Genomic DNA, 21,197 nt, shown 5'->3' with positions numbered 1-21,197 from the left:
AACATGACGGGGTGGGCGGGGGCCGGGGCGGCCGGGCGACGGCTGGCGGCCGCTCTGCGGAGGCTGCCGCGCACGCTGCGCGAGGATCTGTGGACCTCGCCCGTCGATCCGGTACCGCCACCGGGCCGGCCGGGCGCACCGATATGGCGGCCGGTGTTCGGGATGCTGCTGGCGATCGTCGCGTCGGCGATCACGCTGTTCCATGTGTACGACCTGATACCGGACGGCTCCGGCATCCCCGTGTACGCGGTTCTTGTCGCCGTGCTCCAGTCGGCGGCGCTGATCTCCGGTATGGCCCGGCCGCTGTACGCCTGGTGGGCGTCGCTCGGACTCATGGTCGTCAGCGTGCGGCTCGCCGAGCCGGTACTGGGGCCCGACGAGCTGTTCCCGTGGACCATGCCCGAGATCGCGCTGCAGAGCGGTGCGTTGTTCCTGCTGGCACTCCGGGTCCAGCCACGCCGCGCGGTCACCGCGCTGGTGGTCAGTCTCCTGACGGGGCTTGCCGCCAGCACGTTCGCCACGCAGGCCCACAATTACGCCCTCGACCGCGCCGCCCTCGTCGTCGTCGCGGCCGTCGTGGTCGGCAGCGCGCTGCGGGCCCTGCGGGTGGCCCGCACCCAGTTGGTGGAGCAGTCGGAGCTGACGGAGGAGGAACGGGCCCGGCGCACGCTCCTGGAGGAGCGCAACCGGATCGCGCGCGAACTGCACGACGTGGTCGCCCACCACATGTCCGTGATCTCCATCCAGGCCCAGGTCGCCCCGCACCTGGTGGAGAACCCGTCGGACGAGCTCAAGGAGAACCTGGCGGGCATCCGGGAGAACGCCGTGGAGGCGCTCGCCGAACTGCGCCGCGTGCTCGGCGTACTGCGCTCGGAGGACGCCCTGGCGGACGGCGTACGGCACGCGCCGCAGCCCACCCTCGACATGCTGCACGAACTGATCGGGAAGGTACGGGGTGCCGGCATCACCGTCACCACGGAAACGGCGGGTACCCGGCGGCCGTTGCCGCCCGGCGTCGAGCTGTCGGCGTTCCGCATCGTGCAGGAGGCGCTCAGCAATGTGATGCGGCACGCCCCTGGGGCACGCGCCCGGGTGGAGGTCGGCTACCACACGGCGGCCGTCACGGTCCGGGTCACCAACTCCGCCCCGGACGTCCCGCCCGCGCGGTCCGCCGGTGTCGGGCACGGGCTGCTCGGAATGAACGAACGCACCGCCATGCTGGGCGGCGAACTCACCCACGGCCCCACCCCCGGCGGGGGTTACGAAGTAGTGGCGACACTTCCCCTGGAGGAACCCGCATGACCATCCGCGTGCTCATCGCCGACGACCAGATGATGGTCCGCCAGGGCTTCACGGTGCTGCTGAACGCCGAGCCCGGCATCGAGGTCGTCGGCCAGGCCGTGGACGGCGTCGACGCGGTGGAGAAGGTCGCCGAACTGGCTCCCGACGTCGTCCTGATGGACATACGGATGCCCCGTCTCGGCGGGATCGACGCGACCCGCCGCATCACCGAAGCGCCGGGCGCCACCGTCAAGGTCCTCGTCCTGACCACCTTCGACCTCGACGAGTACGTGTACGAGGCGCTGCGCGCGGGCGCCTCGGGTTTCCTGCTGAAGGACGCGTCGGCTGCCGAACTCGCGCAGGCGGTACGGGTGGTGGCGGCCGGCGACGCGCTGCTCGCCCCGAACATCACCAAGCGCCTGATCGCCGAGTTCTCCCGGGTGAGCACCGCGCCGCGCGCCCCGAGCAGGGACCGCGTCGGTGATCTCACGGAACGCGAGACCGAGGTTCTGTTCCTCGTCGCGCAGGGGCTTTCCAACGCGGAGATCGCCGGGCGGCTGATCGTGGCGGAGCAGACGGTGAAGACCCATGTGAGCCGGATCCTGGTCAAGCTGGGCCTGCGCGACCGGACGCAGGCCGCGGTGTTCGCGTACGAGTCGGGGCTGGTGCGCCCGGCCGGCTACTGACCGGACGCCGCCGCGGCCTGGAACGGGGCACGCCGCTGGCCCCGCTCCGGGTCAGAGGGACTGGTACACCGCGTCGATCAGCGCCATCTTGCGTGGGTCGTCGGCGATGTTCGCGCCCATGCGGTTCATGACGTAGCCGAGCGCGATCCCGGCCTCCGGGTCGGCCAAGCCACAGGAACCGCCCGCCCCGTCGTGCCCGACGGCGCGCGGGTTGGGACCGTAGGAGGCGTTCTCGCCGCTCAGCCAGAGGCCGAGTCCCAGCTCGGTGTCGTGGGCGAAGCCCGCGCCGAGTACCAGGTCACGGCAGCTTCCCTGCCCCTCACGGACCCGTTCCGCGGCCTTCTCGGAGAGGATCCGACGGCCGTCGACGCTGCCCCGTCCGGCGAGGATGCCGTAGAGCGCGGCGACCGCGCGGGCTGTTCCGTGGCCGTTCGCGGCGGGGATCTCGGCGGCGCGCCACTCGGGGGTGTTGGCGGCGGCCGTGCCCGTACCGGGGTTGAGCAGGGAGGCGATGGCCACCGGCTCCATCCGGGCGAAGAGGGCGGCCTGTTCACGTGAGACGGTCTTGGGCTGGACGAGCTCGGCGACCCGGTGGGCGTCCTTCTCCGGGAGGCCGATGGTGAAGTCGATGTCCAGCGGGCCGGTGATCTCCTGCCGGAGGAACTCCCCGGGCAGCAGGCCGGTGATCCGGCGGACGACCTCGCCGACGAGGAAGCCGTACGAGATGGCGTGATACCCGGAGCGGGTGCCCGGCTCCCACCACGGCTCGGTCGCGGCGAGCCGGGCCGTGGTCAGCTCCCAGTCGTACAGCTCGGCCAGGGTGTGCGGATCCCGCAGGCCCGCGACGCCCGACCGGTGCGAGAGCAGATGGCGTACGGGCACGGATTCCTTGCCGGCGGCAGCGAATTCGGGCCAGTACGTGGCCACAGGAGCGTCCAGGTCGAGGAGGCCGCGGTCGACGAGGATGTGGGCGCAGAGCGCGGTCGGGCCCTTCGTCGTGGACCACACGTTGACCACGGTGTCCCGCTCCCACGTACGGGTCCGGTCCTTGTCGGCCCAGCCGCCCCAGAGGTCCACCACGGGGGAACCGTCGACGAGGACGGTGACGGCCGCGCCCAGTTCGTCGCGCTCCTCGAAGTTCGCCGCGAACGCGTCGCGCACCGCCGCGAACCGGTCGTCGCAGTGGCCATGGAAGTGCGGCACGGATCACTCCTCGTCTCGGGAGCCCCCACCGTACCGACTGGTCGGACTGGCGGGAAGAAGCCGTGCTCCGGGTTCCTTCGATCGAGGGGAACCGTCAGCGCGGAAGCGCTTCGAGGCTCAGGCTCCAGCGGCCGGGCAGTCCGGTGAGCGTGACGGTGGAGAGCGGGCGGACGTCGACGTTCCAGTACGTCGACGGCGGAGCCTTGAGCGCGTAGACGAGGGCGGCCCGGACGACGGAGGGTTCGGCGACGGCCACGATGGAGCCGTCGCACGCCGGACGGGTGTCGAGCCAGCCGCCTATCCGGGAGATGAAGGCGAGCAGCGGTTCGCCGCCGTGCGGGGCGGATCGCGGGTCGGCCAGCCAGGCGTCGACGGAGGCGGGCTCCCGGGCGGCCACGTCCGCGAGGGTCAGGCCGCGCCAACGGCCCATGTCGCAGTCGCGGAGCGCGGGCTGAGCCATGGGGGCGAAGCCGAGGGCGTCACCGGTGGCGCGGCTGCGCGGCGTGGGTGAGCAGTAGCGCAGCTCGGCCGCGCCGAGCGGCACCAGGGCGTGCGCGGCGAGCTGCACCTCGTGCCAGCCGGTGTGGTCGAGCGGCCGGTCGTCGTCGAAACGCTCGGCGAGCAGGGCGGAGCTGCGCGCTGCCGCGACCAGGGAGACACGAACACTCATGGGCGCGATCGTGGAGCCGAACGCCGCGCCGGTCAAGAGGGCGGCGCGGCGGACACAAGCGCTTCCGGTCAGCTCACCTGGAGGCACATCCACTTTCCCGGTACTTCGAGCGGGGTGAAGCCGACCTTCGCGTAGACCCCGTGGGCGTCGTCCGTGGCGAGGAGGAACCTGCGTACGCCCGTCGGAGCCAGCCGGTCCCGGATCTCGGTGACCAGCCGGGTGCCGATTCCGTGGCCGCGGGCCCCCCGGTCGACGTACACGTCGCAGATCCAGGCGAACGAGGCGTGGTCGGTGACCACCCGGGCGAAGGCGGCCTGTTCACCCGAGGTCACGTCGTACGCGCCGAAGTTGAGGGATCCCGCTATCGCACGGTCCTGCTGCTCACGGCTGCGGCCCAGGGCCCAGTAGGCGTCCGTGGAGAGCCAGTGGTGAATGCGGGCGGGGTCCAGCCGGGAGGGGTCGCTGGAGATCTCGTAGCGCTGCTCGAAGGCCCCTGCGGAGGAGACCTCTACGGAGGAGGCATCGGCAGAGGAGGCAGCGGTCGCATCGGTGGCGGAGGCGTCGGTATCGGTCATGCGCGCAGGCTATCCGTCGGGCCCGGGCGGTCGAACAGCTCGTCGCAGGCGGCCCGCAGACGCCGTACGCCCTCGGCGATCTCCGCGGGGCCGGCGACCGCGGCGAAGCTCAGCCGGATGTGGCCGGCAGGGGGCTCGGCGCAGTGGTACGGGCGGCCGGGAGCGACGGCGACGCCGGCCCGCAGGGCGGCGGAGACCAGGGCGGGCTCGTCGGCCCCCGGCCCGGGGAGCCTGAGCCAGAGGCTGCCGCCGCCCGACGGCACGTGGGGCAGAACGAGCTCGGGCAGCCGGCTCCTCACCGCGGCAGTGATCGCGGTGCGGCGGCTGCCGAGCTCGGCGGCGACCGCACGCAGATGGCGTCCCCAGGCCGGTGAGCCGACGAGTTCGAGTGCGGCCTCCTGGAGCGGGCGGGGCACGAAGAAGCTGTCGACGACCTGGATGGCCCGCAGCCGCTCCAGGACGGGGCCGCGGGCCGCCAGCGCGCCGACGCGCAGGCTCGGCGAGGTGACCTTGGTGAGGGAGCGGACGTGGACGACGACACCGTCCTGGTCGTGCGCGACCAGGGGTACGGGCAGCGGGCCGGCGTCCGCGTGGGCGAGGTGGCGGGCGAAGTCGTCCTCGACGACGAAGGCGCCCGCCTCCCGGGCGGTCCGCACGATCTGCGCACGCCGGTCCGGCCCGAGGACCGCGCCGGTCGGGTTCTGGAAGAGCGGCTGGCAGACGAAGAGCCGCGCCCCGGTGGCGCGGAAGGCGGCGGCGAGCAGGTCGGGGCGTACGCCGTCGGTGTCCACCGGCACGGGAACCGGCCGCAGCCCGGTGGCACGGGCGGCGGCCAGCATGCCGGGATAGGTGGGGGATTCGACGAGAACGGGGGCACCGGGCGGGGCGAGGGCCCGCAGCGCGGTGGCCAGCGCGCTCTGGCCGCCCGCGGTGATCAGGACGTCGGCCCCGGTGAGCGTGCCGCCGATCTCGCGGGCGAACCAGGCGCGGAGCTCGCTCAGGCCGTCGGTGGGCGGCCTCCCCCACGCTCCGGGGCGACGGCCGGCCCGGGCCAGCGCGTCGGACATGGCCCGTTCGGGCTGGAGCGAGGGGTGGAGGTAGCCGCCGTTGAACTCGATGACTCCGGGCCGAGGGGCGGCGAGCGTGACCAGCACTCCGGAGGCGTCGACGGTGCGCGGTACGACCTCGGGTCCGCTGTCGCCGCTGAGCGAGACCTCCTGCCAGGACGTGTCGCCCGGTGCGGGGGCGCCGGTGCGGGCCTCCGCCCGGAAGGCGCCGGAGCCGGGCCGGGTGACGACCAGGCCTTCGGCGGCGAGCTGCGCGACGGCCCGGGAGACGGTCACGGGACTCACCCGGAAGCGCTCGACGAGAGCTCGGCTCGATGGGAGCTTTCCACCAGGTGAGTAGCGGTTGAGTTCCTCACGCAGGGAACTCACCAGCTCTGCCATACTGCTACGCTCATGCATGACAGCACAGGATAGCGCTATTGCGCCCACCACGATAGCGGTCGGCCGGCACGCGGGCCGTGGCGGCGTCCTGCTCGCCGGACTCGGCGTCCTCGCCTTCTCGCTGACCTTTCCGTCCACCGTGTGGGGGCTGGAGAGCTTCGGCCCCTGGTCCCTGGTGGCGCTGCGCAGCCTGGTCGCCGCCCTGATCGCGGGCGGCTTCCTTCTCGCGGGCCGGGTGCCGGTGCCGGACCGCCGCCACTGGGGCGGCCTCGCGGTCGTCGCGGGCGGGGTCGTGGTCGGGTTCCCCCTGCTGACGACGCTCGCCCTGCAGACCTCCACGACCTCGCACGCGGCCGTGGTGGTGGGGCTGCTGCCGCTGACGACCGCGCTCTTCGCGTCGCTGCGCACCGGCTCCCGGCCGCCCCGCGCCTTCTGGATCGCCGCGCTCGCCGGCGCCGCCGTGGTGATCGCCTTCACGGTCCAGCAGAGCGGCGGGGTCCTCTCCCGCGGCGATCTGTACCTGTTCGGCGCGCTGCTGGTCTGCGCGGCCGGGTACACGGAGGGCGGCAGGCTCGCCGGTGTCATGCCGGGCTGGCAGGTCGTCGGCTGGGCCCTGCTCCTCTGCCTGCCGCTCGCCGCGGCGGGCGCTGTCGTGGCCCTGCCCTTCGAGCCGGTGCGGATCACCGCGCACGGGGTGATCGGACTGGTCTGGGTCGCGGCGGGGTCGACCTTCCTCGGCCTGTACGTCTGGTACCGCGGCATGGCGGAGATCGGGGTCGCGCGGGCGAGCCAGCTCCAGCTGGCGCAGCCGCTTCTCACCCTGGTCTGGTCGTTCTTCGCGCTCGGCGAGGAGGTGCCCGCAGCCGCTCCGGTGGCGGCGGTGGCCGTGCTGGTGTGCATCGCCGTCACCCAGCGCGCGGGCAGGGGCGCAGGGCGCTCCGGGGCCCGTGCGGCCGACCGCACGAGAGGCGGCGACCGCGTCCGGCCATAGACTTGTCGACATGGATCGCCACCCGTGAGGAGGTCACTCCCGATGGAGGCACACACGGGCGACCGGCTGCTGATGCACGGCAGGACCGTGGGACAGCACGACCGGGTCGCAGACATCATCGAAGTGCTCGGTGACGGAGGCAGCCCCCCGTACCGCCTGCGCTTCAAGGACGGGCATGAGTCGATCATGTCCCCGGGCCCCGACAGCGTCGTCCAGCACACCGCCCCCGAGGACCGGGACCGGTAACAGGGCAAGCACGCGTGTGCCGGTGACCCCGTGCGGGTCTCCGGCGCACGCGTCCCCGGTCAGCGCGGCGTGCGGGCCCGCACCTGGTAGTGGTCGGCGACCACGCGGGCCATGGCTCCGATCCTGTCGGCCTCGACGTGCTGCGCGGAGAAGAAGACGTGGCCGCCCACCTCCGGGTGGGTGGCGGCGAGGTCGAGGTGGCGGGAGAGTTCGGCGGGGTCCTGCCAGGCGGCGGGCTGGGCGGGATCACCGGCCTTGTAGAGCGCCTCCCCCACGTACAGACCCACTCCCGTGCCCCGGACCGTCTCGGCCCACCAGGGCAGCAGCTTCGCGTAGTCGGCGGCGGCGAAGCCGATGTTCCAGTAGATCTGTGGACAGATGTAGTCGATCCAGCCCTCCTTCACCCACTTGCGGGTGTCGGCGTGCAGGTCGTCGTACGTCTGTACGCCCGCCCTGGTGTCCGAGCCCAGCGGATCGGTCGCGGCATTGCGCCACACCCCGAAGGGGCTGATCCCGAAGCGGGCCCCCGGCTTGATCTCCTTGATCCGTTCGGCCATCCCGCTGACGAGCAGGTCGGTGTTGTCCCGGCGCCAGGCGGCCCTGTCCGGGAAGTCCGCGCCGTACTCCTCGTATGCGGCGTCGTCGGCGAAGACCTGGCCCGCCACCGGGTAGGGGTAGAAGTAGTCGTCCCAGTGGACCCCGTCGATGTCGTAGCGGCTGACCGCGTCGAGCATCGCGTCCTGGACGAACGTCCTGACCTCGGGGAGCCCGGGGTTGTAGTAGAGCTTCCCGCCGTAGGGCAGTACCCAGTCCGGATGAAGTCTGGCCGGGTGGGTGGCGACGAGCCGTGACGGATCCGTGTGGTTCGCGACCCGGTACGGGTTGAACCAGGCGTGCAGCTCCAGACCGCGCGCGTGCGCCTCGCGCACCGCGGTCCCCAGCGGGTCCCAGCCCGGGTCCTGGCCCTGCACCCCGGTCAGGCACTGCGCCCACGGCTCGTACGGCGAGGGCCACAGGGCGTCGGCGGTCGGCCGCACCTGGAGGAACACCGCGTTCAGCCGCAGCTCGACCGCACGGTCCAGATGGGCGGCCAGTTCCGCCTGCTGGGCCGCGGCGGTCAGGCCGGGGGCGGAGGGCTAGTCCAGATTGGCCACCGTCGCGATCCACACACCCCGCAGCTCACCCGGAGCCGCTCTGCGTCGCCTGTGCGCGGCGCCCGGCCGGGGCCGGGCGACCGCATCGCCCGCCGTCATCAGCGCGGCCACCATCCCGGCCGCACCCATCGCGAAGGATCTCCGGCCCATATGCCGCATTCATCACACCTTTCACGCGTCTGTCCCCTGTGCCGTTCCGGTACCGCTCCGGTCATGGCCGGTGACGCAGATCATGCCCACCCCGGGACCTCCCGACCCGCAGGTCACCGCGGCCGGATCGCGGAGTAACGTCGTGGGGTCGAGGCGGGCACCGGAATCAGACGGGAACTGCCGCACGAAGATCAGCGAAAGGCACGAGGTGACGGACTCTATGGCCGACATTGCACGCGTCGGAGTGGTGGGCTGTGGCCAGATGGGCGCAGGCATCGCGGAGGTGTGCGCCCGCAGCGGCCTCGATGTCATGGTGGCCGAGACCACCGGCGAGGCCCTGGAAATAGGGCGTACCCGGCTGCACAACTCCCTCTCGAAGGCCGCCGAACGCGGCAAGATCACTGCGGAGGAGCGCGACGAGACACTCGGCCGCCTCAGCTTCACCACCGACCTCGGTGAGTTCGCGGACCGCGATCTCGTCATCGAGGCCGTCGTGGAGAACGAGCAGGTCAAGACCGAGATCTTCCAGGTGCTCGACCAGGTGGTGACCCGGCCGGACGCGATCCTCGCCTCGAACACCTCCTCCATCCCGCTGGTGAAGCTCGCCGTGGCGACCTCCCGGCCGGACCAGGTCATCGGCATCCACTTCTTCAACCCCGCGCCGGTGCAGAAGCTCGTCGAGCTGATCCCCGCTCTGACGACGTCGGACGAGACGATAAAGCGCGCCGAAGCCGTCGTGCAGAACGTGCTCGACAAGCACGCGATCCGCGCCCAGGACCGTTCCGGTTTCGTCGTCAACGCCCTGCTGATCCCGTATCTGCTCTCGGCGATCCGGATGTTCGAGTCGGGCATCGCCAGCCGCGAGGACATCGACAACGGCATGGAGATGGGCTGCGCCCACCCGATGGGGCCGCTCAAGCTCGCCGACCTGATCGGTCTGGACACCGTGGCCTCGGTCGCCGACTCGATGTACGCCGAGTACAAGGAGCCGCTGTACGCCGCTCCCCCGCTGCTCCAGCGGATGGTGGACGCGGGCCGTCTCGGCCGCAAGACGGGCTCGGGCTTCTACCCGTACGACTGAATTCCCACGGCGCCGTAATCACGCGCCAGGTGCTTTCCGTGTACGTGAAGGGGCCGGCCGGGACACCCCCGGCCGGCCCTTTCGCGCGTCCGTGTGCACTCAGCCCAGCTGCATGTGATGGAGCATCATCAGACCGGCCGCCATGTTGGCCGCCGGGATCTCGCCGCGCGCGATCATGTCGGGCACGAGTTTGAGCGGTATCCACTCACGGCGCGAGGACTCGAAGCCGTCCGCCGGGGGGCCGGTGTACGTCGCCTCCCGCGTCCAGAAGAGATGGTGCCGGGCGTCGATGAGGCCGTTGGCCGGCTCCACCGTCATCAGCGGGCGCAGCTCGCCCGGGCGCCAGCCGGTCTCCTCCTCCATCTCCCGGGCGGCCCCGGCCGCGATGTCCTCGCCGTCCTCGACGACACCCGCGGCGAGCTCCCAGCCCCAGCTGTTGGTGATGAACCGGTGCCGCCACAGCAGGAGTACCTCGTTCGCCTCGTTGACGACGGTCGCCGCGGCCACCGGCCGCAGCCGGATGAGGAAGTGCTCGAGATGCCTGCCGTCAGGGAGGACGACATCTGCCAGATTGACCCGGAACCAGCGGTTCTCATACACAGTCTGTTCGCCTAAGTTCATCCACTGCACAGTTTTGCCACCTTCCGACTGGTCGATGGCAACATCGGAGCAGGGTCAGCCCCGCAAGGGAACGTGCGGCGGCACCTGGGGCGGAGCTCACAGAGGCACGCGCAGCGCCCCGTCGATGAGGCCGGCCGCCGCTTCGGCGTCCGCGCAGCCGCTCGCGGCCAGATGTTCCCGCACGGAGCGCAGCCGGTCGCGCAGCCGCCGCGACTCCATGCCCCGGGCGCGTTCTGCCATTTCCGAGGCGGTGCGGGCCGCCTTGTCCGGCTCTCCCTGGAGCAGTTCGAGATGGGTGAGCATCGCCAGCCTGTGCACGGTGCCGCGGTCGTGCGCGGGGGAGCGTACGGCCGCCGCGGCGTGCTCCCTGGCCCCGGGGAGGTCCCCGAGCCTGAGGAGCGCCTCCGCCACCTGGACGTTGACGAGTCCCGGCTGCACGTATCCCGTCTCGTCCGGTTCGTGGCCCGGGTGGATGCGGCCGTCCTGGGACTCGGCGCGGCGGATGCACTCCAGGGCGCTCCGGTGGTCGCCGAGTTGCGCGTAGGCCTTGGCCTGCATCGCGTACAGATCGGCTGCCAGGGCCGGGGTGATGTGGGAGCCCGCGGCCCGCAGCGCCGCCTCGGCGAACGCGACGGACCGGCGGTAGTCGGCCAGGAACAGCGACTGGTTGACCAGCAGCGCGATCACATAGCCGCCGAGCCCCCGGTCCCCACTGGCCTTGGCGAGGCGCAGCGCCTGGTGGAAGTAGCGCTGCGCGAGTCCATGGGCGTCCGAGTCGTAGGCGCAGATCCCCGCGACGGCCACCAGCCCGCCCGTCGCACGGTGCAGTTGACGGCCCGTCGCGTCGCTGTACCCGCCGCGCAGGAGCGGTGCGGTCTCGGAGTTGAGGAAGCCGACGACGCGCGCCCTGGTCGCGATGCCGCCCGCCTTTCGGTACATCTGCTCGTAGTGGGCGCGGGCCGCACGCAGCATCGCTATGTCGGCCATGCTCACGCGGGACGGCCCGGGGCGGGACACATCGGCGTCCTCGGGCGGGTTCTCCCACTCCCAGACGGGCATCACCGCTGTCGTACCCGTGACGGCGGGAGCGGAGACGAGGTTCGGGCGCTGCTGTTCGTCGGAGCGCCACAGCGCGGTCGCGTGCTCGACGAATCCCGGGAGGGTCGAGCCGTGCGCGACCGTGTACACCCCGGAGGTCCCCATACCGATGTCGTCGAGCGTGACGGGCCGGTCCAGCCGGCTGCCGAGGACCTCGCAGATCAGGTCAGGCACCTGACCGCGCGGGCGCTGCCCCTTGAGCCAGCGGGAGACCGCGGTGTGTTCGTACTTCAGGCACAGGCCGCGGGTGCGGCCCGCCTGGTTGACATGGCCGGCGAGCCCTGCGCGGGACACACCCGCCTCGTCGATCAGGGATTCGAGCAGGACATTGGGCTCCATTGCCCCCCCATGTGCGCGTCGCAATGACCCTAGTGGAGCACGATTCACACGGGGTGTGAACGGAATGCCCGAACCATCCTGCTGTGCGCTCTGCCGCGCCGGGGCACCGGTCGCTTGAATGAGTGCCTCGCAAGAGGCGGCCGGGTCGTCGGCTCCCCCTCGTAAAGTTCGACGACCCGCACCCGCGCCGTCCGTTCTGCCGACCTGCCCGACACTCCGTGGCAGGGCGGACGGCGCCGGATCGCACGACCTACTGCCCCGATGACAGGAGGGTGGATGCGGGACCGGCCGGACCGGGGTTCCCCCCGGCGCCGCCCCGGGGCCCGCGTGCGGTCCACACGCCCGGCGAGACAGAAGAAGGGGCGTATCCGGTGGCCGGATACGCCCCTCCTCACTGTGCGCGAGCCCTGCGCGAGCCCTGCGCCGGCCCTCGTCGCCGAGGGCAAGGGTGCTACGCGCCGCGCAGCACCGCGCCCGTGCGCTCGGCGGCCAGTGCGACCGCGGTGTCACGGGCCGCGGAGGCCTCGTCGACGGTGAGCGTGCGGTCGGTGGCGCGGAAGCGCAGCGCGTACGCCAGGGACTTCTTTCCCTCGCCGATCTGGTCGCCGGTGAAGACGTCGAACAGCCGCAGCGACTCGAGGAGGTCGCCGGCGCCTTCGCGCAGCGCCTTCTCGACCGCGTCGGCGGACACGTCCTGCCCGACCACGAGCGCCACGTCCTGGGTCGCCACCGGGAAGGTGGAGATCCGCGGCGCCTGGAGCGCACCGTCGACGGCCTGCTCCAGGACGTCGAGCTCGACCTCCATGGCGCAGGTCCGCTCCGGCAGGTGGAGCTCCTTGACGACGCGCGGGTGCAGCTCGCCCGCGTGCCCGAAGAGGGTCTCCTCGCCGTTCACCGTGACGTACAGCGCGGCGCACCGGCCGGGGTGCCACGGGGCGTGCTGGTCGCCGCGGACGGTCAGCTCGACGCCCGCCTCACGGGCGATCGTGCGTGCCGCCTCGACGGAGTCCGCCCAGTCGGCGGGGCGGCCCTTGCCCCACCAGCCGGCCTGCTCGCGGGCGCCCGCGAGGACGACGGCGGCGCGGCGCGGCTGACGCGGGAGCGCCGCGTCGAGACCCGCGATCTCCTCGTCGGTGGGACGGCGGTCGACGGGCAGCCGTACGGCCTTCGTCTCCTCGCCGGACGGCCGGAAGACCAGACCGGTCTCGAAGAGCGCGAGGTCGTGGCTGCCCCGCCCGTCGTTGCGCCGCAGTGCCCCGAGCAGACCCGGCAGCAGCGTCGTGCGCAGCGCGGGCTCCTCGTCGGACAGCGGGTTGACCAGCTTGACCGTGCGGCGGCGGGCGTCGTCCTTGTCCAGGCCGAGCTGGTCGAGGGCGGCGTCGCCGATGAACGGGTAGCTGAGCGCCTCGACGTAACCGGCGCCCGCGAGTGCCCGGCCGATGCGCCGGTGCAGCCGCTGGCGGTCGGTGAGCCCCCGGCCGGACGGCGGCGTCGGCAGCGTGGACGGGAGGTTCTCGTAGCCCTCGAGCCGGATGACCTCTTCGGCCAGGTCGTTCGGCGCGGCGAGGTCGGGGCGCCAGGACGGCACCGTGACGATCAGCTCGTCCTGACCGTAGACGTCGCAGCCGACCTGCTGGAGGCGGCGTACGACAGTCTCGCGGCCGTAGGCGACACCGGCCACCCTGTCGGGGTGATCGGCGGGCATGGCGATGGTGCGGGGTGCGGACGGGGCGCTGATCTCGGTGACGCCCGACTCCGCGGTGCCGCCCGCGAGGAGGACCAGCAGGTCGACGGTGCGCTGCGCGGCAGCGGCGGCGGCCTGCGGGTCGACGCCGCGCTCGAAGCGCTTGGACGCCTCCGAGGCCAGCTTGTGGCGGCGCGCGGTCCGGGCGATGGAGATCGCGTCGAAGTGCGCGGCCTCGATGACGACCTCGGTGGTGCCGGCCTCCTCGGCCTGCACGTCGGCGATCTCCGTGTCGGCACCGCCCATGACGCCCGCGAGACCGATCGGCCCGCGGTCGTCGGTGATGACCAGGTCCTGGGCGTCCAGGACGCGCACGGTGCCGTCGAGCGTGGTGAGCTTCTCGCCCTGCTGGGCGCGGCGCACCCCGATCGCTCCCTGGATGCGGGTCCGGTCGTAGGCGTGCAGCGGCTGGCCGAGCTCGAGCATCACGTAGTTGGTGATGTCGACAGCGAGCGAGATCGGGCGCATCCCGGCCTTCTGCAGCCTGCGCTGCATCCAGATCGGGGAGCGTGCCTCGGGCTGCAGACCGACCACGGTGCGCGCGGTGAAACGCGAGCAGCCGATCGGGTCGGCGACCTTCACCGGGTAGCCGTACGCGTTCGGCGCGGGCACGTCCAGCAGCGCCGGGTCGCGCAGCGCCAGACCGTACGCGATCGCGGTCTCGCGGGCGACACCGCGCATCGACAGGCAGTAGCCCCGGTCGGGGGTGACGGCGATGTCGAGGACCTCGTCGATGAGCTCGAGGAGCTCGATCGCGTCGGTGCCGACCTCGTGCTCGGGCGGCAGCACGATGATGCCGTGCGTACCGTCGTCGCCCATGCCGAGCTCGTCGGTGGAGCAGATCATGCCGTGCGAGGTCCTGCCGTACGTCTTGCGCGCGGCGATCGCGAAGTCGCCGGGCAGGACGGCACCCGGGAGGACCACGACGACCTTGTCGCCGACGGCGAAGTTACGGGCGCCGCAGACGATCTCCTGCGGTTCGCCGGTGCCGTTGGCGGTGCCGACGTCGACGGTGCAGAAGCGGATGGGCTTCTTGAAGCCCTCCAGCTCCTCGATGGTCAGTACCTGACCGACGACGAGGGGGCCCTTGAGGCCCGCGCCGATCTGCTCGACGGTCTCTACCTCGAGGCCCACGGCGACGAGCTTGGCCTGTACGTCACGGCCGGTCTCGGTCTCCGGCAGGTCGACGTACTCCCGCAGCCAGGAAAGCGGGACGCGCATCAGATCTCCATCCCGAACGGCCGGGTGAACCGGACGTCACCCTCGACCATGTCTCGCATGTCTTCGACGTTGTGGCGGAACATCAGCATCCGCTCGATGCCGAACCCGAAGGCGAATCCGCTGTACTTCTGGGGGTCGACCCCGCAGGCGACGAGCACCTTGGGGTTGACCATGCCGCAGCCGCCGAGCTCGATCCAGCCCTCGCTGCCGCAGGTGCGGCAGGGGCGGTCCGGGTTGCCGACGGACTCGCCGCGGCAGACGTAGCAGACCATGTCCATCTCGGCGGACGGCTCGGTGAACGGGAAGAAGTTCGGCCGCAGCCGGGTCTTCATGTCCGGGCCGAAGAGCGCCTGGACCATGTGGTCGAGGGTGCCCTTGAGGTCGGCCATGGTGAGGCCCTCGTCGACGGCGAGCAGCTCGATCTGGTGGAAGACCGGGGTGTGAGTCGCGTCGAGCTCGTCGGTGCGGTAGACCCTGCCGGGGCAGACCACGTAGACGGGGGGCTTGCGGCTGAGCAGCGAGCGGGCCTGGACCGGCGAGGTGTGCGTGCGCAGCACGACACCGGACTCGTCGTTCCTGGCACCGTCGGCGCCCTGGACGAAGAAGGTGTCCTGCATCTGCCGGGCCGGGTGGTCGGGCACGAAGTTCAGGGCGTCGAAGTTGAACCACTCCGCCTCGACCTCGGGGCCCTCCGCGATCTCGTAGCCCATCGCGACGAAGACGTCGGCGACGCGCTCCATGATGGTCGTGAGGGGGTGGCGCGCACCGGCCGGGATGCGGTCGTAGGGCAGCGTGACGTCCACTGCCTCCTCGACGAGCACACGGGCGTCACGCTCGGCCTCCAGCTCCGTCTGGCGGGCGGCGAGGGCCTTGGACACGGCGCCGCGGGCCTGGCCCACGCGCTTGCCCGCCTCGGCCTTGGCCTGCGGCGGCAGGGCGCCGATCTCGCGGTTGGCGAGCGACAGGGGCGAGGTGCCACCGGTGTGCGCGGTCTTCGCCTGGGCGAGCGCGTCGAGGTCGCCGGCAGCGGCGAAGGCGGCGAACGCCTCGTCCCGCATGCGCTCGATCTCTTCCGGTTTCAGTGCCTCGACCTCGACTGGGTCGTACGACTTGTTCGGTGCCGACATCTCTTCCCGTGCTTCCGATTGGCTGATACTGCGCTGAACCGGGGAAACCCCGGACCCCGCGGCCCCTCGCTCGACGACTGAGGACGCAAAGGTGCCAAAAGTCGAGTCTAAGGGCCGGGGAGAGGCGAAGGAGCCCGTGGGCCGCTCAGGCCCTCCCGTCGCCCGCCACCACCCTGTCCGATTCGCTGGCGCGAAACCCCTTTATTTCAGATAGGCCGGGGCGCTCACGGGCAGGATAAATCGGAACTCGGCGCCGCCGCCGGGCCCCCGGTCGACGGTGATCGTGCCGCCGTGCGCCTCGACGATGCCCTTGACGATGTAGAGGCCCAGGCCGGTCCCGCCGCGCTTGCTCCCCCGCCAGAAGCGGGTGAAGACGCGGCCCATCGACTCCTCGGGGATGCCGGGACCTTCGTCGCTCACGGTGACTGCCGTTCCGCTCTCGTCGCTCTTCCCCGGTGCGGGTGCAGGGGCGATCTCAATAGTGACCGTTCCCTCGCCGTGGCGCACCGCGTTTTCCAGGAGGTTGCCCAGGACCTGGTCGACCTTGTCGGGGTCGGCCCAGAGGTCGGGCAGCGGCTGCCGGGTGCGAACGAGGAATCGGTCCGGGGCCTGGCCGTTCGCCGTGTGGGCCTGGACGTGGCGTTCGACGGCGGCGGAGATGTCCACGGGCTGGCGGCGCAGTTCCAGGCGCCCGGAGTCGATGCGGGAGATGTCGAGCAGCTCCGCGATGAGCCGGTTGACGCGGTTGGCGTCGGCGTCGACGGTCTCCAGCATGAGCCGCTTCTGGTCGTCGGTGAAACGCTCCCACTTGGCCAGCAGGGTCGCGGTGAACCCCTTGACCGAGGTCAGCGGGGAGCGCAGCTCGTGGGCGACGGTGGCGATCAGTTCGGCGTGGCTGCGCTCGGTGCGGCGGCGCGCCTCGGTGCCGCGGAGCGAGACGACCAGTCGGCGGACCGGGCCGGTCGGGACGTCGCGTACGTACCGTGCCGATACCAGGACCTCGCGGCCGCCGGGGAGCAGCAGGTTCCGCTCGGGCTGTCCGACCCGGGTGGCGAGGCCCCCGTACGGGTCGGTCAGGGCCCACCAGCGGCGGCCCTTGAGGTCTTCGAGGGGCAGCGCGTGCTCGAGGGGGCGGCCCAGGGCCGCGGCCCGCGGTGTGGCGGTGATCCGCGCCGCTGCCGAGTTGAAGCAGATGATCCTGCCGCTCTCGTCGGCGACGACGAGGCCGTCGGGCAGGTCGTCCGGGTCGATGCCCGTCGCCGTGTCCCCGATGATGCCGCTCGTACCTTCCCCGTCGGTGATGGCGCGCACGGCGGCCGTGTGTGTCTGACGCGGCCTGCTCATGCCGACAGCCATATTCCCGTACCCCACCTCTCGAACCGGTGCAGTGGGCCCCCGAGTTCGTCACCCTACTAGGCGCCGGACGGCGAGCGACACCCCGAGGCGGCGCACCGGCGGGTGTGGCTTGGATCGATCGGTGGAGCTTCGGTACCGGGGCGTCTCAGCCGGTGTGCCGCGGGCGCTGGGCCCGCGCGGAGGCGTAGAGGCACACGGCGGCGGCAGTGGCGAGATTGAGGCTCTCCGCCCTGCCGTGGATCGGGACCCGGACGACGGCGTCGGCCAGTGCCCGGGTCTCCTCCGGCAGCCCCCACGCCTCGTTGCCGAACACCCAGGCGGTGGGCCCGCCCATGGTGCCCGCGTCGAGTTCGTCGTCGAGGTCGTCCGCGCCCGCTCCGTCGGCCGCCAGGATGCGCACGCCCGCGTCCCGCAGCCCCTGTACGGCCTGTTCGACGGGCACGCCGACGGCGACCGGCAGATGGAAGAGCGAGCCGACGGAGGCACGGACCGACTTGGGGTTGTACAGGTCCACGGACGCGTCGGTGAGCACGACGGCGTCGGCGCCCGCGGCATCGGCGCAGCGCAGCACGGTGCCGGCGTTCCCGGGGTCCCGTACGTGGGCGAGTACGGCGACCAGCGTGGGCTTCGCCGCGAGGATCTCCTCGAAGGGCGAGTCCAGGAAGCGGCAGACGCCGATCAGGCCCTGCGGGGTGACGGTCTGCGAGACGTCTGCCAGCACGTCGCTGTCCGCGAGGTGCACCCGGGCGCCCGCCTCGTGGGCGGCGTCGATGATGTCGGCGTACCGTTCGGCGGCCTCGACGGTGGCGAAGAGCTCGGTCAGCGTGGGCTCGCCGTCGCTGCCCCGGTGCGCCGCGGCCTCCCGCACGGCCTGCGGCCCCTCGGCGATGAACCTGCGCTCCTTGCCGCGGAAGTTGCGCCTGGCCAGCCGTCGTGCGGCGGCGACGCGCGGCGACCGCGCGGAGATCAGTTCGGGGGTGCCCATGGTCGGCGGCGAGCCTCTCTGCGTATCTCTGCTTCTCTGCGTACGTTTCTCTGCGTACGGATGACTACGTACGCACAGCGTCCTGCAACGCACCGGACCCGCAGACGGCTTGCGCCTGCGGGTCCGGCTCACACACCTGTGAAGAGCTGCCTGGGTCAGGCGGCCTTCGGGGCGTTGACGTCGCTCGGAAGGGCCTTCTGAGCGACCTCGACGAGGGCGGCGAACGCGTTGGCGTCGTTGACCGCGAGCTCGGCCAGGATCTTGCGGTCCACCTCGATGTTGGCGGCGTTCAGACCCTGGATGAGGCGGTTGTACGTCATGCCGTTCTGGCGGGCAGCGGCGTTGATGCGCTGGATCCAGAGCCGACGGAAGTCGCCCTTGCGCTTCTTGCGGTCGTTGTAGTTGTAGACCAGGGAGTGGGTGACCTGCTCCTTGGCCTTGCGGTACAGGCGCGAACGCTGACCGCGGTAACCCTTGGCGGCCTCGAGGATCGCCCGGCGCTTCTTGTGGGCGTTTACTGCCCGCTTGACGCGTGCCACTTTTGACTCCTTACAGCGGGGCCGTGGTTGGACTCACACGGCCCGGAAACGAATTGGTCCCGGTCGGATCGAGGTCGCGCCTCCGGGTTCACCGGAGGCCGCGTCCTCACTTGCCGAGAAGCTTCTTGACCTTCTTGACGTCGGCCGGAGCCACGACGACCGTGCCGGTCAGCGAGCGGGTCTTCTTGGACGACTTGTGCTCGAGCAGGTGGCGCTTGCCGGCCTTCTCACGGAGCACCTTGCCGGAGCCGGTGATCTTGAAGCGCTTGCTGGCACCGCTGTGCGTCTTGTTCTTCGGCATCGCGCCGTTCTCTCCTCGTCAGTGGCGCCCCTCTCGGTGCGGGCACCGGACTGCAGGGGCGTCAGATCTTTGGGTGGCTCCCGAGGGACCTGGGGGCGCCTGGATGGCAGCCCCCAGAGGTCACGCCTCGGAAGGTGTTTCTGCAGGTGTCTCGGCCGGAGCCTCGGCAGCTGCGGCCGGAGCCTCAGCGGCTTCACCCTCGGGCTCGGCGTCGTGGGCGTAACCCTGACGCTCCGCCTTACGGGCGGCCTGGGCCTCACGGGCCTCGGCCATGGCTTCGGTCTTCTTCTTGTGCGGGCCCAGAACCATGATCATGTTCCGGCCGTCCTGCTTCGGGTTGGACTCGATGAAGCCGAGGTCCTCGACATCCGAAGCGAGACGCTGGAGCAGTCGGAAACCCAGCTCGGGACGGGACTGCTCACGACCACGGAACATGATCGTGATCTTGACCTTGTCCCCCTGCTTGAGGAACCGGACGACGTGACCCTTCTTGGTGTCATAGTCGTGCGGGTCGATCTTCGGCCGGAGCTTCATTTCCTTGATGACCGTGTGCGCCTGGTTCTTGCGCGCCTCACGGGCCTTCATGGCCGACTCGTACTTGAACTTTCCGTAGTCCATGAGCTTGCACACGGGGGGACGGGCTGTCGCCGCCACCTCGACCAGGTCGAGGTCGTACTCCTGTGCAAGTTCCAGGGCCTTGGCAAGCGGAACAATCCCGACCTGCTCGCCGCTGGGACCGACAAGTCGCACCTCGGGAACGCGAATCCGGTCGTTGATGCGGGGCTCGGCGCTGATGGATCCTCCTCGGTAGCGCCACGCGACCGCCTGGCGGACAGCCGCGTAGCGTCTGTTTCGTAAGACCAACCGAGCCGGGAAAGTAAAAATGCCCCGGACGGGACACAGGCGGGGCTCCAGGAAATACCGGAACACCGCGCGGTCAACCGCGGGGCGCATCGAGCAGCTCCATCGTCCGTACGGAACGATGGTCGCTACCTGACCGGTGACCCGCCGTCCGTGAGGACGGTCAGGTGGGAGATCGGAGCCTCCACTTGTGGGCCGAGCACATAGGTGTCCGGCCGGTCGTTACACAAGGTTAGCAGCTTCGCGGGGCGGCGGCTAACGCGCGGCCCCGCGCCGCCTCGCAGGTGCTCCCCCAGGTGCTCCCACGGACAGAGCCGTACGGACGTGGCCTTATCGTGTGGGGCATGAGTGACGCGACCCCCAGCACCGAGAACCCCGGCTTCGACGACATGGCCCGCGACATCGCGGAGGTCCCCGCGGTCGAGGTGATCGTGACCGTCGCCGTCAATCTGATGAGCGCGGCCGCCGTGAAGCTCGGTCTGACCGAGGAGGGCGAGCAGCACAAGGACCTGGACGAGGCCCGCAAGCTGGTCCAGGCACTGGCCGGTCTGCTCGACGCGAGCACCACCGAGATCAGCACCTTCCACGCCTCGCCGCTGCGCGACGGCCTGAAGTCGCTCCAGCTGGCCTTCCGTGAGGCCTCGCTCGTACCGGACGAGCCCGGCCAGGGCCCCGGCGAGAAGTACACGGGCCCTGTCTACGGCTGACCCCTCCGCACCGCACACCTACGAGCCCGCTGCCTGCGACAGGCGGCGGGCTCTCGCGTGTGTCAGCGGGTGAAGAGGGGCTCGCCGGGTGCCTCGGCCCCGGCAGGCAGGAGTGCGAGGTCGATACCGCGCACCAGCCTCGCGCGCAGGACCTCGCTGGCCGACAGCGCGTCGGCGACCCGCCGGGCGGCTTCGGCCACCACCGCGTCCGGGCGGAGGACCAGGGCGAGGGTGCCGTCGGCCTGTCCCGGGCCCAGGTGGGCGCGGATCACCGCAGGTTCGGCGGCGACCGCCTCCCGTACCGCGGCGACCACGGCCGGGTCGTCGAGCGGGTCCGTGCTGCTGCGGTTCTCGGCCAGGGCGAGCAGCGCCGGGCCGGTCAGTTCGAAGGCGACGGGCCCCGCGAGGTCCAGGACCACCGTGTCCGCGTTCTCGTGGGCGGCTGCCTGCAGGGCCTGGTGCAGGGGTACGGCGACGGGGCGGGCCTGCGGGTCCCAGCGGGCCAGCGAGGCGGTGGAGGTGAAGGCGGGCAGGGCGCGCCTGTCACCGGCCTGCAGGGTCGGCACGGCCATGTCGCTGGTCTTCTCGCGACGCAGCCCGTTCTCGTCCTCCTCGACCTCGCCGAGGACGGCGACGACCGGGACGAGGAGCCTGGCGCCGCGGAGCGCGGCCAGGACCGGGCCGACGGCCGTCCGGTCCTCCGCCCACGCGGCGAGCGCCGCCGTCAGTTCGGGGGCGGCCGTGCCGTCGTCGTCGGAGAAACCGGGGTCCGGAATGTTCTTGAGCGCCACACGACGAGCGTAGTGGACCGGT

The 21,197-nt window shown here is 71.6% G+C and carries 20 protein-coding genes and 1 pseudogene; 6 read left to right on the top strand and 15 right to left on the bottom strand.

Features of this window, described 5'->3' with window-relative positions; translation table 11 throughout:
• Positions 1–3: 3 nt before the first annotated feature.
• Positions 4–1,302 (top strand): sensor histidine kinase, encoded by a 1,299-nt coding sequence (locus tag OG257_RS31220; RefSeq protein ID WP_329212841.1) that lies wholly within the window; start codon positions 4–6, stop codon positions 1,300–1,302.
• On the top strand, positions 1,299–1,967 hold the full coding sequence (locus OG257_RS31215) for a response regulator transcription factor (protein WP_329212840.1): 669 nt from the start codon (positions 1,299–1,301) through the stop codon (positions 1,965–1,967). The genes OG257_RS31220 and OG257_RS31215 overlap by 4 nt, the downstream gene beginning before the upstream one ends.
• A 51-nt stretch (positions 1,968–2,018) precedes the next feature.
• Here OG257_RS31215 and OG257_RS31210 read toward each other — a convergent pair whose 3' ends face one another.
• The 4 genes from OG257_RS31210 to OG257_RS31195 all read right to left on the bottom strand — a co-directional run bounded on the left by OG257_RS31210 (position 2,019) and on the right by OG257_RS31195 (position 5,881).
• Positions 2,019–3,170, bottom strand: coding sequence for a serine hydrolase domain-containing protein (locus OG257_RS31210; RefSeq protein ID WP_329212839.1), 1,152 nt, complete (start codon positions 3,168–3,170; stop codon positions 2,019–2,021).
• 94 nt (positions 3,171–3,264) lie between these two features.
• Entirely contained in the window at positions 3,265–3,840 is a 576-nt protein-coding gene (locus tag OG257_RS31205) for a histidine phosphatase family protein (RefSeq protein WP_329212838.1), read from the bottom strand.
• Positions 3,841–3,908: 68 nt separating this feature from the next.
• Positions 3,909–4,415 carry a GNAT family N-acetyltransferase gene (locus OG257_RS31200; protein WP_329212837.1) on the bottom strand — a complete coding sequence of 169 codons (507 nt, stop codon included), beginning with the start codon at positions 4,413–4,415 and terminating at the stop codon, positions 3,909–3,911.
• A complete protein-coding gene (locus OG257_RS31195) occupies positions 4,412–5,881 on the bottom strand; it encodes an aminotransferase-like domain-containing protein (RefSeq protein ID WP_329212836.1) in 1,470 nt (489 codons plus the stop codon). The genes OG257_RS31200 and OG257_RS31195 overlap by 4 nt, the downstream gene beginning before the upstream one ends.
• On the opposite strand from OG257_RS31195, the gene OG257_RS31190 reads away from it, so the two are divergent.
• Both OG257_RS31190 and OG257_RS31185 read left to right on the top strand, forming a co-directional pair.
• A complete protein-coding gene (locus tag OG257_RS31190; protein WP_329212835.1) occupies positions 5,880–6,854 on the top strand; it encodes a DMT family transporter in 975 nt (324 codons plus the stop codon). The genes OG257_RS31195 and OG257_RS31190 overlap by 2 nt on opposite strands.
• A 42-nt stretch (positions 6,855–6,896) precedes the next feature.
• On the top strand, positions 6,897–7,100 hold the full coding sequence (locus tag OG257_RS31185) for a DUF1918 domain-containing protein (RefSeq protein WP_329212834.1): 204 nt from the start codon (positions 6,897–6,899) through the stop codon (positions 7,098–7,100).
• Positions 7,101–7,159: 59 nt separating this feature from the next.
• Here OG257_RS31185 and OG257_RS31180 read toward each other — a convergent pair.
• A pseudogene (locus OG257_RS31180) lies at positions 7,160–8,413 on the bottom strand (glycoside hydrolase family 10 protein).
• 211 nt (positions 8,414–8,624) lie between these two features.
• On the opposite strand from OG257_RS31180, the gene OG257_RS31175 reads away from it, so the two are divergent.
• A complete protein-coding gene (locus OG257_RS31175; protein WP_329212833.1) occupies positions 8,625–9,485 on the top strand; it encodes a 3-hydroxybutyryl-CoA dehydrogenase in 861 nt (286 codons plus the stop codon).
• A 99-nt stretch (positions 9,486–9,584) separates the two neighbouring features.
• On the opposite strand, the gene OG257_RS31170 is transcribed toward OG257_RS31175, so the two are convergent.
• The 9 genes from OG257_RS31170 to infC form a co-directional block, all read right to left on the bottom strand.
• Entirely contained in the window at positions 9,585–10,115 is a 531-nt protein-coding gene (locus OG257_RS31170) for an NUDIX hydrolase (protein WP_329212832.1), read from the bottom strand.
• A gap of 87 nt (positions 10,116–10,202) precedes the next feature.
• Entirely contained in the window at positions 10,203–11,543 is a 1,341-nt protein-coding gene (locus OG257_RS31165; protein ID WP_329212831.1) for a transcriptional regulator, read from the bottom strand.
• A gap of 451 nt (positions 11,544–11,994) precedes the next feature.
• Positions 11,995–14,508 (bottom strand): phenylalanine--tRNA ligase subunit beta, encoded by a 2,514-nt coding sequence (pheT, locus tag OG257_RS31160; RefSeq protein ID WP_329212830.1) that lies wholly within the window; start codon positions 14,506–14,508, stop codon positions 11,995–11,997.
• Positions 14,508–15,635 (bottom strand): phenylalanine--tRNA ligase subunit alpha, encoded by a 1,128-nt coding sequence (pheS, locus tag OG257_RS31155; protein WP_329212829.1) that lies wholly within the window; start codon positions 15,633–15,635, stop codon positions 14,508–14,510. The genes pheT and pheS overlap by 1 nt, the downstream gene beginning before the upstream one ends.
• Positions 15,636–15,836: 201 nt before the next feature.
• Entirely contained in the window at positions 15,837–16,991 is a 1,155-nt protein-coding gene (locus OG257_RS31150) for a sensor histidine kinase (protein WP_329212828.1), read from the bottom strand.
• 145 nt (positions 16,992–17,136) lie between these two features.
• Positions 17,137–17,976, bottom strand: a complete 840-nt coding sequence (locus tag OG257_RS31145; RefSeq protein ID WP_329212827.1) for a TrmH family RNA methyltransferase — start codon at positions 17,974–17,976, stop codon at positions 17,137–17,139.
• Positions 17,977–18,131: 155 nt separating this feature from the next.
• Positions 18,132–18,515, bottom strand: a complete 384-nt coding sequence (gene rplT / locus OG257_RS31140; protein WP_329212826.1) for a 50S ribosomal protein L20 — start codon at positions 18,513–18,515, stop codon at positions 18,132–18,134.
• Positions 18,516–18,621: 106 nt separating this feature from the next.
• Complete coding sequence (gene rpmI / locus OG257_RS31135) at positions 18,622–18,816, bottom strand: 50S ribosomal protein L35 (protein ID WP_031097481.1); 195 nt, start codon at positions 18,814–18,816, stop codon at positions 18,622–18,624.
• 120 nt (positions 18,817–18,936) lie between these two features.
• Positions 18,937–19,680, bottom strand: a complete 744-nt coding sequence (gene infC, locus OG257_RS31130; RefSeq protein WP_329212825.1) for a translation initiation factor IF-3 — start codon at positions 19,678–19,680, stop codon at positions 18,937–18,939.
• Positions 19,681–20,021: 341 nt separating this feature from the next.
• On the opposite strand from infC, the gene OG257_RS31125 reads away from it, so the two are divergent.
• The gene (locus tag OG257_RS31125) at positions 20,022–20,384 is read left to right on the top strand and encodes a DUF1844 domain-containing protein (protein ID WP_329212824.1); all 363 of its coding nucleotides are present in this window, start codon (positions 20,022–20,024) and stop codon (positions 20,382–20,384) included.
• A 62-nt stretch (positions 20,385–20,446) separates the two neighbouring features.
• Here OG257_RS31125 and OG257_RS31120 read toward each other — a convergent pair whose 3' ends face one another.
• Complete coding sequence (locus OG257_RS31120; protein WP_329212823.1) at positions 20,447–21,175, bottom strand: SseB family protein; 729 nt, start codon at positions 21,173–21,175, stop codon at positions 20,447–20,449.
• Between the last annotated feature and the right edge of the window lie 22 nt (positions 21,176–21,197).

The sequence above is a fragment of the Streptomyces sp. NBC_00683 genome, from assembly GCF_036226745.1.
Taxonomy (GTDB): Bacteria; Actinomycetota; Actinomycetes; order Streptomycetales; family Streptomycetaceae; genus Streptomyces.
This window is presented reverse-complemented; position numbering and strand designations above follow the sequence as displayed.